This is a genomic window from Brevundimonas sp. (genome assembly GCF_018608325.1).
GTDB lineage: Bacteria > Pseudomonadota > Alphaproteobacteria > Caulobacterales > Caulobacteraceae > Brevundimonas.
Genome location: NZ_JABAZW010000146.1, coordinates 1 through 9885 on the forward strand (window position 1 = coordinate 1; position 9885 = coordinate 9885).

Consider the following 9885-nt stretch of genomic DNA (forward strand, 5'->3'; position numbering starts at 1 on the left):
GGCCTGCAGCGCATCAAGAATGGCGTCGGCGGCGGCGTCCATGTCCATGAAGCTGGACGGATCGGGAAACAGTGCCCGCAAGGTCGGGTTCAGGAAATCTGCGCCCTGATCAGTGCGTACCCCACGTGAGGCCAGGGCGCGGGCCAGCGGTTCTTCCAGCCCCAGGCCCTGCATGTGGGCGCGGGTCGTCGCGGCGTCGGCCGGTCTCTGTCGCCAGGCGCGGCCCGACAGGGAGCGCGAGACGCCCAGAAATGCATTCAGGGTTTGAGAGCCGGTATCGTCCGCCATCAGCATATCATCGCGGGATTCTACGCCCCCGGCGATATTTTAAGGGTTCGGACGGCGGTCGATGGGCGGCGGCGCCTTGGCCCGGTCGCGCAGGGATTGGGCCAGGGCCTCGATGTCTTCAGCGGTCTGGGCCGAATCAGGCGAGGTCGGCACGGCTCCGACCTGGGCGCGCGTACAGGCGGCCAGGGCTTCGGCGTCGTCCAGCGTCCAATCGATCCGCGACACTTCGCCGCCAAGGGCCGATCCCTTGCCTTCCATAGCGCGCACATTGGCTGCGATTTGCGTCGGTGGCGGCAGATCCTGAGGCGCATTCGGGAAGTCGGTCCAGCGCGGATAGTGCCGGTTGGCGTCCACCAGCGCCGCAATGCGCGGCGCCAGAGGGCCGTTCGGGTCCGTTTTCGCGCTGAAGGCCGCGCCACAGCCGCTCAAGGTCAGCCCGCCGCCCAAAACGGTCAGGACGACAAGGTGAAGCTTGGTCTTTTTGCAAAACAGCGCGTTCATGTCAGGACGGGTCTTATGCCATCATCGCCTTGGGCGGAAGGGCGACGACCTTGAACCGCTGACAGGAAACGCGAAGGGCATCCATGGCCAAGTCCCCGCAGACGCCGACTGAACCCGCGGCACGTGCCCCCAGAAAGGCGGGACGGCCCACATCGGCCAAGCCCCGCCCGCCCAAAGCGCCAAAGCCCGCGCCGGTCGAAGAACCGGTCGCCGCTGCGTCAGAGCCAGAGCCAGCCCCCGAGCAGACCGTCGCCGCCTTCCCCGGCGCGGAACAGGCGCAGCTGATTGAAACCCTGTCGATGAATCTGGCCAAGGCGGCGATGATGGCCCAGAGCGCCATCGCCGAGGCCGCGCTCAGTCAGGCCGACCGCCCCGCTGCCCTGTCTGCTGATCCCTTCAACGTCGCCCCGGCCATGAGTTCCGTCATGACCAGTCTGGCGGCCCGGCCCGAAAAACTGTTCCACGCCCAGGCTGATCTGTTCGGTCGATATATGGAACTGTGGGCCTCCACCGCGCGTCAGGCGGGCGGCGAAGCGCCGACGCCAGCCCCTGCCGACAAACGCTTCAAGGACCCCGCATGGTCCGAGAACCCGATGTTCGACATGATGCGCCGGTCGTATCTGCTGACCTCCGACTGGATGAACAGCCTGATCGCGGGCGTGGAGGACATTGACCCTACGCTGAAGCGCCGCGCCCAGTTCTTCACCAGACTGCTGACCGACGCCTTTTCTCCATCCAACTTCCTGGCCTCCAACCCCGTCGCGCTGAAGGCGCTGGCGGAAACCAGCGGCGAATCCCTGGTGAAGGGAATGCAGAACTTCGCCGCCGATCTTGAACGCGGTGGCGGCTCGCTACGGATCAGTCAGGCGGACTATGGCAAGTTTGTCGTGGGCGAGAATGTCGCCACGGCGCCGGGCCAGGTCGTCTGGCGCGATGAGCTGTTTGAGTTGATTCAATATGCGCCTGAGGGCGAAACCCAGCACACGATCCCGCTGCTGATCTTCCCGCCGTGGATCAACAAATTCTACATCATGGACCTGCAGCCGGGTAACTCGCTGATCCGCTGGCTGTCGGCGCAGGGCTTCACGGTCTTCGTCTGTTCGTGGGTCAACCCTGATCTGGACAAGGCCGGGTTCGGCTTTGACGACTATCTGCAAAAAGGCATCTACCGCGCCGTCGAAAAGACGCTGGAGCAGGCAGGTACGGAACAGTTGAACGCCGTCGGCTACTGCATCGGCGGCACCCTGTTGGGCGCGGCGCTGGCGCATATGGCGGCCAAGGGCGACAAGCGCGTCGCCGCCGCCACCTTCTTCGCCGCCCAGCATGACTTTAAGGAGGCGGGCGATCTGCTGCTGTTCACCGACGAGCACTGGCTGAACGAGATCGAGCGCCAGATGGACGCGGCAGGCGGCGTCCTGCCCGGCGCCGTCATGGCCGAGACCTTCAACGCCCTGCGGTCCAACGACCTGATCTGGTCCTTCTTCATCAGCAACTATCTGCTGGGCAAGGATCCGCCCGCGTTCGACCTGCTGTTCTGGAACGCGGACCAAACGCGAATGCCAAAGGCGCTGCACATGGCCTATCTGCGCCAAATGTACGGGGCCAACGCCTTGGCCCAAGGCGCCTTCCAGATCGGCGGGCTGACGGCGGACCTGTCGCAGGTGTCGATCCCGCTCTATTTCCAGGCCAGCCGCGAAGACCATATCGCGCCGATGAACTCGGTCTATCGCTCGGCCCGGCTGTTCGGCGGCAAGGACGTGACCTTCACCCTAGCGGGATCGGGCCATATCGCGGGCGTCATCAACGCCCCTGTGGCCAGGAAATACCAACACTGGATCAACGACCAACTGCCGGAAACTCTGGCGGAATGGCAGGCGGGCGCCGTAGAGCATCCGGGCAGTTGGTGGGAACACTGGGCCGATTGGCTGCATGAACGCTCTGGTCCGCAGATCCCGGCTCGCGATCCCGCCAAGGGACCGCTGAAGCCCATCGAGGCGGCGCCGGGGAGCTATGTGAAAGTGAAGTCTTGAACCGTCTCGAACCGAACACCCTGCTGGCGATCAGCACTGCCGTCGCCCTCGCCCTTCTGATCATGACCGCCAGCGTCTTCGGCGTGCCGGGCGCCGCGCTGAAATACGTCATCATTGCCGTGATCTGTTCGGTTCTGTTCGTGTCTCTGAACGGCTGGATGGCCAAGCTGATGAAACGCCCTGTCCCGCAGCCGATGATCCTGGCGGACGCACCGTCGACGGCGGCCTGGGCCAGCCTGTTTCCGCTGCTGGTCATCATCGCCGCTGCGATCCCGGTCTTCTTCTCCGGTCACGACTACGGCCTGCTGATCCTGTTCGCCTCGATCTGGTTTGCCGTGACGGTCGATTCCGCCATCCGCGCCAACCGCCGCAGCTAGGCAGCCACGAACTTCAGCGCCACGCCGTTGTTGCAGTAGCGCAGGCCTGTCGGTCGGGGGCCGTCATCAAAGACGTGCCCCTGATGGCCCAGACAGCGTGCGCAGTGATATTCGGTGCGCGGAATGCCGATGGCCAGATCGCCCTGCCGCCCTATGTTGGCGGCGATCACGTCATAGAAGCTGGGCCAGCCGGTGTGGGAATCGAACTTCCACACCGAGCGGAACAACGGCAGATCGCAGCCCTTGCAGACGAATGTCCCGGCCCGATGCTCGTCATTCAGCGAACTGGTGAAGGGCGTCTCCGTTCCCTGATGCCGCATCACCCGCCACGAGGCGTCGCCCAACCGCCGTCGCCAATCCGCATCCGACACGCGACGATAGGGAGAGGTCGCGTAATCCCCCTGCCCCGCCTCCGAGTTTTCGGGAGCGCAGGATGCAAGGGCGAGCGCGCCGGCGCCCATCAGTAAGCCCCGGCGATGCGGAAACAGGGACTGGGTCATGGCTTCCATACGGCGGAAGCCATGAATTGGTTTCAGGCCGCCCGATCACATGATCAGATCAGGCCGGTCGCCTCATCCAGCCCCAGCATGATATTCAGGTTCTGCACCGCAGCGCCCGACGCCCCCTTGCCCAGATTATCCAGCAAGGCCACCAGCCGCGCCTGCTCACCGTCACGTGCGCCAAAGACGTGCAGCCTCAGGCGGTTGGTGCCGTTCAGGCCTTCCGGTTCGATCCCGGTCAGGGCTTCCGTCTCGTCCAGATCAACGACCTCGACGAACTGCTGGCCCTCATAGGCTTCGACAAGGGCGCCGTGGATGCGTTCGACCGACGGGGTTTCGGGCAGGGCGCCCAGATGCAGCGGAACCTCGACGAGCATGCCCTGACGATAGTTGCCGACTGCAGGCGCAAACAGCACATCATGGCTCAGGCCGGTGTGTTTGGTCATCTCCGGCACGTGCTTGTGCTTCAGCGACAAGCCATAGGCGCGATAGGGCGTCGCCGCGCCAGGGGCCTCGAACTCGGCGATCATGGCCTTGCCGCCGCCGGAATAGCCCGACACCGCATTGACCGTGACCGGATAATTAGCAGGCAGCAGCCCCGCCTTCACCAGCGGACGCACCAGGCCGATGAAGCCGGTCGGATAGCAGCCGGGGTTCGATACGAACTGCGAGCGCGCAATCAGCTCACGCTGGCCCGCGTCCATTTCGGGGAAGCCATAGGCCCAGCCCGGCGCGACCCGATAGGCGGTCGAGGCGTCGATCACCTTGACCGACGGGTTTTCGACCATAGCCACAGCCTCGCGCGCCGCATCGTCCGGCAGGCACAGGATCACCGCGTCGGCGTTGTTCAAGGCCTCACGCCGCGCATCCACATCACGGCGTCGGTCGCCCAGCAACAGCAGTTCCAGATCCGGGCGAGCTTCCAGCCGCTCGCGGATTTCCAGGCCTGTCGTTCCGGCTTCGCCGTCGATGAAGATGGTATGGGTCATCAGAAACTCCTCGCCGCCTGTCATAGGCCGGAAGTGAGCAAGAAAAAGGGCGCTCCGGGTCTCCCCGAAGCGCCCCAAATCCAAACCGCGTGAACGCGATTAGCGCTTCGAGAACTGGAAGCTGCGGCGTGCCTTGGCGCGGCCGTACTTCTTACGCTCGACGACGCGGCTGTCGCGGGTCAGGAAGCCGTGGGGCTTCAGAACCTTGCGCAGTTCCGGTTCGAAGTGCGTCAGGGCGTGCGACAGGCCGTGGCGGATAGCGCCTGCCTGGCCCGACAGGCCCGAACCTTCAACGGTGCAGATCACGTCGTATTGCGTGGCGCGGTCCGAAACGGTCAGCGGTTGAGCGATCATCATGCGCAGCACGGGACGAGCGAAATATTGCTCCTGGTCCTTGCCGTTGACGGTGATCTTGCCGGTGCCGGGCTTAACCCAGACGCGGGCGATGGCGTTCTTACGCTTGCCGGTCGAATAGGCGCGGCCCTGTGCGTCCAGCTTCTGGACGTAAACGGGGGCGTCGTTCTCAACCGAAGAGCTCAGGCCCTTCAGGGCGTCGAAGCCGGTGGCGGTGTCTTGCGTCGCGTCAGTCATGCTCAGGCGCTCCGGGTGTTCTTGGCGGACGCCGACGCAAAGTCGATCGTTTCCGGTTGCTGGGCTTCATGCTCGTGGGCGGCGCCGGCGAACAGACGCAGGTGCGTCAGTTGCTTGCGGGCCAGCGGGCTTTCCTTGGGCAGCATGCGCTCAACAGCCTTCTCGAGCACGCGCTCAGGGAAGCGGCCGTTCAGGACCTTCTCAGGGGTCGTCGACTTGACGCCGCCCGGGTGACCGGTGTGACGATAGTAGACCTTGTCGGTGTTCTTCTTGCCGGTGAACACCACCTTGTCGACGTTGGTGACGACGACGTAGTCGCCGCAGTCAACGTGCGGGGTGTAGTCGCCGCGGTGCTTGCCGCGCAGACGGTTGGCGATGAAGGTCGCGAGACGGCCCACCACGACGCCTTCGGCATCGATATGGATCCATTTCTTCTCGACCTCGGCCGGCTTCAACGAAGCCGTAGTGCTCTTCAGCATGAGGGGGTTCCTGGAGACGAAAATCGGGTCCGGCCCCCGAAGGAACCGAATGAAGGCGCGCTGATACAGGAGGTGTTCCAGCGCGTCAACGCCGACTTGAACGCCAACTTCGATCTACACCATTGAAAATGTACGATATTTTCAATGCGGTATTAAAATACCCGGCATTTGCGCGCCTAATCGAACGTTCAGACGCTTAAAGGCGCGGCCCGGACATGAAGATGCGGGCCTGTGCGCGCAGCACCAGCCACAGGTTTGCCGTCGCCACGCCAAGCACCACAGCGGCGCCGCCCTGATGCAGCACGCCCAGCCAGACCGGCACCGCGTTCATCAGTGTGGCGATGCCCAGTACGGCCTGCAGCCAGATCACGCCCGCCAGCGTAAACGCCGCCAGCCCCATCCCCTCGGCGACGCGCCAGCGCCAGGCCTGGAAGGCGTAGATGGTCGCCACGATCAGCAGGACATAGGCCACAATGCGGTGATTGAACTGGGTCAGCGCCTGATCATGCAGGAAGGCGCCCGCGCCCATGTTCCAGTCTGCAGGCGGCAGGACCGCGCCATTCATCAGCGGCCAGTCCGTATAGACCAGACCGGCATGCCCACCCGCGACCAAGGCGCCCAGCAGGCATTGCACGAAGACCAGACCCAGAAGGATCGCAGCCCCCCTCGCCCATCCGGCGGGCGGACGACCGTGATCCTCGCCGTTCCAGGCCTCAAGACCGGTCCAGATCAGTGCGGCGAACAGGACAAAGGCCAGACCCAGGTGCGTCGCCAGACGTTCCGGCGCGACGCTGACCCGTTCCGACAGGCCGCTGGACACCATCCACCAGCCGATCAGACCCTGCAGTCCGCCGAGTCCCAACAGAAGGACGCAGCGCCAGATCAGGCGATCCGGCATGGCCCAGCGGCGAAACACGGACCGCTGCGGGAACAGGCGGCACAGCAGGAAGAAGGCTAGCGGCAGGGCGAAGACGACGCCGATAAGGCGCCCGATCAGTCGGTGCAGCCACTCCCACCAGAAGATGCCCTGAAACTCGCCCAGGCTCATGCCCGCATTGATCTGGGCGTACTGGGGGATCTGTTTGTATTTCTCGAAGGCGTCGGCCCACTGGGCGTCGGTGATCGGCGGGATCGCGCCCATGATGGGCTTCCACTCCGTGATCGACAGGCCAGAGCCGGTCAGCCGGGTGATGCCGCCGATGACCACCATCAGAAAGACGATGGCCGCACTCGCAAACAGCCAGATAGCGATGGCCTGATTACGATCTGTATTTCCGAAACGGTTCATTCGACGCCCGACACTGACCCGGATATGCTGTCGCGCTTGACCGTGACCAAATCGCGACCGTGGCGGTATGCCCGCCCCGGCCGCAGAGCGCGAGTCGGAATAGACAAACGGCGTCGTTCGGACACGGCGGCGATAAGGAGATCAGGGTGCAATACGCCGAAATCGTCGCCGCCCTTCTGGGCGGATTAGCGCTGGCCTGGATCGCGGATCTGGCGACTGGCCGCCGCGGCCTGGGCGCCACCGTGCTGGTGTCTGGCGTGGGACTGGTCTGCGGCTGGTTCCTGGCGGTTCGCGTCTTTGCAATCAGCACGATGGAAAGCTGGGTCTGGGTGCCCTGCTCGCTGTTCGGCGCAGCCTTCTGCCTGGTCGCCTTCTTCCTGTTCCGGAGCAAGCGCTGATGCCGCCGCGCGCGCGTCGATTCGTCGCCGCCATCGGGGTGCTGGCTTTTCTGGCGTTCTGGGTGTGGGGGCTGATCGCCCTGCGCGGGATGCTGCCCCCGTCGCAATGGATCGATTTCCTATTCTTCGGCATCGGCGGCACCGCCTGGGGCCTGCCTCTGATCCCGCTGCTGAAATGGGCCGAGCGGGGCTGACCTAAACCCAGATACGGCGATGGGGCCGTCCGTTAGGACGACCCCACCATCATCATTCTATTTTTCAAGAATGGTCGGAGCGACAGGATTCGAACCTGCGACCCCTTGACCCCCAGTCAAGTGCGCTACCAGGCTGCGCCACGCTCCGAAGGCGCTCCCTATAGACAAGGGTTTCGTCAGCCGCAAACCCTAAAAGCAGGTTTTCCACCTAGGTTGAAAGAACGGCGTCCAATCGACGTTTGGCATGCTCCAAATCTTCAAGCACAGCTTGAAGGCGCGGCGTTTCAAGCGGTTTGAAATAGTTTCGTTCTGTGGCGGCATCCGACGGCGTTTCGTCGATCAGATCGGCTGCATCGGCGCCCAGAAGCTTTTGAAGCCCCTGATCTTTGTGCAAACGCTGCACGCCGCGAATCGTCAGACCCTCGTCATGCAGCAGGCGTTTGACCGCCTTCAGCACTGCAATGTCCTGCGAACGATAGAATCGCCGGCCGCCCGCGCGTTTCAGCGGGACGACGAATGTGAACTTGGTTTCCCAGAAGCGCAGCACGTGCTGCGGCGTTCCGACCTCATCGGCCGCCTCGGAGATGGTCCGAAAGGCGTCGGCGCTTTTGGCCACTCTAGTCCTCGACGACGGCGTCGTGGACCCGGCTCTTCATGATCTGTGAAGCGCGGAAGCTGATGACGCGGCGCGGGCTGATGGCCGCAGGTTCGCCGGTCTTGGGGTTACGTCCCATGCGGGCGCGCTTTTCGCGAACCTGAAAGACGCCAAAACCCGAAAGCTTCACCGTATCGCCGTGTTCCAAAGATTCGACGATCAGCTCCAGAGTTCGCTCGACAAGCTGCGAGCATTCCTGGCGCGAAAGTCCCACCTCATCATGAACCGCTTCGCACAAATCCGCGCGGGTCAGCGTTTCCTGGCCTGTCATACTCGGCTCCCAGTCTTTCTAAGGGCCACATATGTTAGGCAAAATCGCTGGAAATCAATGGCCCTCGGACGACTTACAGTCGAAGAGCGCAGGCGCCCCAGGTCAGACCGCCGCCCATGGCCTCCAAGAGCACCAGATCGCCCTTCTTGATACGCCCATCCTGTATGGCCGCATCCAGAGCGAGCGGGATCGAGGCAGCCGAGGTGTTGGCGTGCATGGCGACCGTGGAGATCACCTTTTCCTCGTCCAGACCCAGACGGTCGCCGACGCCCTTGATGATGCGCTGGTTGGCCTGGTGGGGCACGAACCAGTCCACATCCGACACCTGGATGTCGGACGCAGCGCAGGCCGCGGTGATGGCTTCAGAGATATTGACTACGGCGTGACGGAAGACTTGGTTGCCTGCCATCCGCAGATGACCGACCGTGCCGGTCGAGCCGGGGCCGCCGTCGACGTACAGCAGGTCCGTCTTGGTCCCGTCAGCGCGCAGGGCGAAGCCGAGCATGCCCTGATCGTCCGCCGTCCCCTGCCCTTCGCGCGGCTCCAGCACCACGGCGCCCGCGCCGTCGCCGAACAGCACGCAGGTGGTGCGGTCTTCCCAGTCCATCAGACGGGTCATTTCTTCGGCCCCGATGACCAGGGCGCATTTCGACAGGCCGCGCGCGACGAAACCGTCAGCAACGCTGAGCGCATAGACAAAGCCTGAGCAGACCGCCTGAACGTCAAAGGCGATGCCGACGCCCGCGCCCAGCTTGCGCTGCACGATGGCGGCGACGGCGGGGAAGGTCTCCACGTGGGGCTGCTGCGGGTCGGAGGGGTGCCTCTGGGGCTTCACGAGGGGCATGGCCATGCCCGTGGGCATGGTCCACGTCATGGTGTCCACGAAGAGCGTGACGCCCGCTGGGACGCGCTCCAGGAAGGTGACGCTCCACTTGGAGGCGGGCGTGACGTCCCGGGCGACGCGCTCCCACCCAAAGTTGGGCTCGTTGTCGTGCTCGTCGCCGGCACTGGGCGTGTAGAGCATGTTGGCGCGCTTCTTCAGGGACGCGGGCGACATGTAGAGCCGGTAGGTGGGGGAGCCCACAGCCGTGTTGCCTGGGTAGTAGCCCTCTGGGAAGCCCGGGTCGTCCTCGCCGCCGGTGATGAAGGACTCGGGGTAGGCGACGTGCATGTCAAGGCCGTGCCTGGCGCCAAACACGCAGGTGGTGTGCTTGCCGTCGGGGGAAAAGGCGGGCGCCGGGCGCCATTCCGAGGACCCCACGGAGTTCACGTCGTACTTTGTGGCGGCTGCGACGGTGCCCTGCGTCACTGTCCACTCCTGGAA

12 protein-coding genes, 1 tRNA gene and 2 pseudogenes are annotated in these 9885 nt (G+C 64.3%); 4 read left to right on the plus strand and 11 right to left on the minus strand.

The window, feature by feature from the left end; all coding sequences use genetic code 11:
* Both QZ281_RS14535 and QZ281_RS14540 read right to left on the minus strand, forming a co-directional pair.
* A pseudogene (locus QZ281_RS14535) lies at positions 1–288 on the minus strand (single-stranded-DNA-specific exonuclease RecJ); the annotation flags it as partial.
* A 39-nt stretch (positions 289–327) separates the two neighbouring features.
* On the minus strand, positions 328–789 hold the full coding sequence (locus QZ281_RS14540) for a hypothetical protein (protein WP_292229555.1): 462 nt from the start codon (positions 787–789) through the stop codon (positions 328–330).
* Positions 790–872: 83 nt separating this feature from the next.
* Between QZ281_RS14540 and phaC the strand changes: the two genes are divergently transcribed.
* Together phaC and QZ281_RS14550 are read left to right on the plus strand one after the other, a co-directional pair.
* Positions 873–2819 carry a class I poly(R)-hydroxyalkanoic acid synthase gene (gene phaC / locus QZ281_RS14545; RefSeq protein ID WP_292229557.1) on the plus strand — a complete coding sequence of 649 codons (1947 nt, stop codon included), beginning with the start codon at positions 873–875 and terminating at the stop codon, positions 2817–2819.
* Positions 2816–3196: a hypothetical protein gene (locus QZ281_RS14550; protein ID WP_292229559.1), complete on the plus strand. Its 381-nt coding sequence runs from the start codon at positions 2816–2818 to the stop codon at positions 3194–3196. The genes phaC and QZ281_RS14550 overlap by 4 nt, the downstream gene beginning before the upstream one ends.
* On the opposite strand, the gene msrB is transcribed toward QZ281_RS14550, so the two are convergent.
* The 5 genes from msrB to QZ281_RS14575 form a co-directional block, all read right to left on the minus strand.
* Positions 3193–3696 (minus strand): peptide-methionine (R)-S-oxide reductase MsrB, encoded by a 504-nt coding sequence (msrB, locus tag QZ281_RS14555; RefSeq protein WP_292229561.1) that lies wholly within the window; start codon positions 3694–3696, stop codon positions 3193–3195. The two genes, QZ281_RS14550 and msrB, sit on opposite strands and share 4 nt — an antisense overlap.
* A gap of 53 nt (positions 3697–3749) precedes the next feature.
* A complete protein-coding gene (argC, locus tag QZ281_RS14560; RefSeq protein ID WP_292229562.1) occupies positions 3750–4685 on the minus strand; it encodes an N-acetyl-gamma-glutamyl-phosphate reductase in 936 nt (311 codons plus the stop codon).
* Positions 4686–4784: 99 nt separating this feature from the next.
* Positions 4785–5276 (minus strand): 30S ribosomal protein S9, encoded by a 492-nt coding sequence (gene rpsI / locus QZ281_RS14565; protein WP_292229564.1) that lies wholly within the window; start codon positions 5274–5276, stop codon positions 4785–4787.
* Between the two features lie 2 nt (positions 5277–5278).
* A complete protein-coding gene (gene rplM, locus QZ281_RS14570) occupies positions 5279–5752 on the minus strand; it encodes a 50S ribosomal protein L13 (RefSeq protein WP_292229576.1) in 474 nt (157 codons plus the stop codon).
* Positions 5753–5951: 199 nt separating this feature from the next.
* Entirely contained in the window at positions 5952–7043 is a 1092-nt protein-coding gene (locus QZ281_RS14575; protein WP_292229566.1) for a COX15/CtaA family protein, read from the minus strand.
* Positions 7044–7189: 146 nt separating this feature from the next.
* Between QZ281_RS14575 and QZ281_RS14580 the strand changes: the two genes are divergently transcribed.
* Positions 7190–7441, plus strand: a complete 252-nt coding sequence (locus QZ281_RS14580) for a transglycosylase (protein WP_292229568.1) — start codon at positions 7190–7192, stop codon at positions 7439–7441.
* Positions 7441–7635, plus strand: coding sequence for a DUF2842 domain-containing protein (locus QZ281_RS14585; protein ID WP_292229570.1), 195 nt, complete (start codon positions 7441–7443; stop codon positions 7633–7635). Before QZ281_RS14580 ends, QZ281_RS14585 begins: the two co-directional genes overlap by 1 nt.
* Positions 7636–7706: 71 nt before the next feature.
* On the opposite strand, the gene QZ281_RS14590 is transcribed toward QZ281_RS14585, so the two are convergent.
* From QZ281_RS14590 to QZ281_RS14605, 4 genes and pseudogenes are all read right to left on the minus strand, one after another.
* Positions 7707–7783 (minus strand) — tRNA-Pro (locus tag QZ281_RS14590).
* 60 nt (positions 7784–7843) lie between these two features.
* A complete protein-coding gene (locus QZ281_RS14595) occupies positions 7844–8251 on the minus strand; it encodes a MerR family transcriptional regulator (protein WP_292229572.1) in 408 nt (135 codons plus the stop codon).
* A 1-nt stretch (position 8252) separates the two neighbouring features.
* Positions 8253–8561, minus strand: coding sequence for an integration host factor subunit alpha (locus tag QZ281_RS14600; RefSeq protein ID WP_292229574.1), 309 nt, complete (start codon positions 8559–8561; stop codon positions 8253–8255).
* Positions 8562–8634: 73 nt separating this feature from the next.
* Positions 8635–9348, minus strand: a pseudogene (locus QZ281_RS14605) (beta-ketoacyl-ACP synthase 3); the annotation flags it as partial.
* Positions 9349–9885: the final 537 nt, after the last annotated feature.

What these genes read in the sequence shown, in the direction of transcription:
- QZ281_RS14540 (WP_292229555.1), bottom strand. Translation starts at nt 789, where the DNA reads ATGAACGCGCTGTTTTGCAAAAAGACCAAGCTTCACCTTGTCGTCCTG.
- rpsI (WP_292229564.1), bottom strand. Translation starts at nt 5,276, where the DNA reads ATGACTGACGCGACGCAAGACACCGCCACCGGCTTCGACGCCCTGAAG.
- QZ281_RS14575 (WP_292229566.1), bottom strand. Translation starts at nt 7,043, where the DNA reads ATGAACCGTTTCGGAAATACAGATCGTAATCAGGCCATCGCTATCTGG.
- phaC (WP_292229557.1), top strand. Translation starts at nt 873, where the DNA reads ATGGCCAAGTCCCCGCAGACGCCGACTGAACCCGCGGCACGTGCCCCC.
- argC (WP_292229562.1), bottom strand. Translation starts at nt 4,685, where the DNA reads ATGACCCATACCATCTTCATCGACGGCGAAGCCGGAACGACAGGCCTG.
- QZ281_RS14585 (WP_292229570.1), top strand. Translation starts at nt 7,441, where the DNA reads ATGCCGCCGCGCGCGCGTCGATTCGTCGCCGCCATCGGGGTGCTGGCT.
- msrB (WP_292229561.1), bottom strand. Translation starts at nt 3,696, where the DNA reads ATGACCCAGTCCCTGTTTCCGCATCGCCGGGGCTTACTGATGGGCGCC.
- QZ281_RS14600 (WP_292229574.1), bottom strand. Translation starts at nt 8,561, where the DNA reads ATGACAGGCCAGGAAACGCTGACCCGCGCGGATTTGTGCGAAGCGGTT.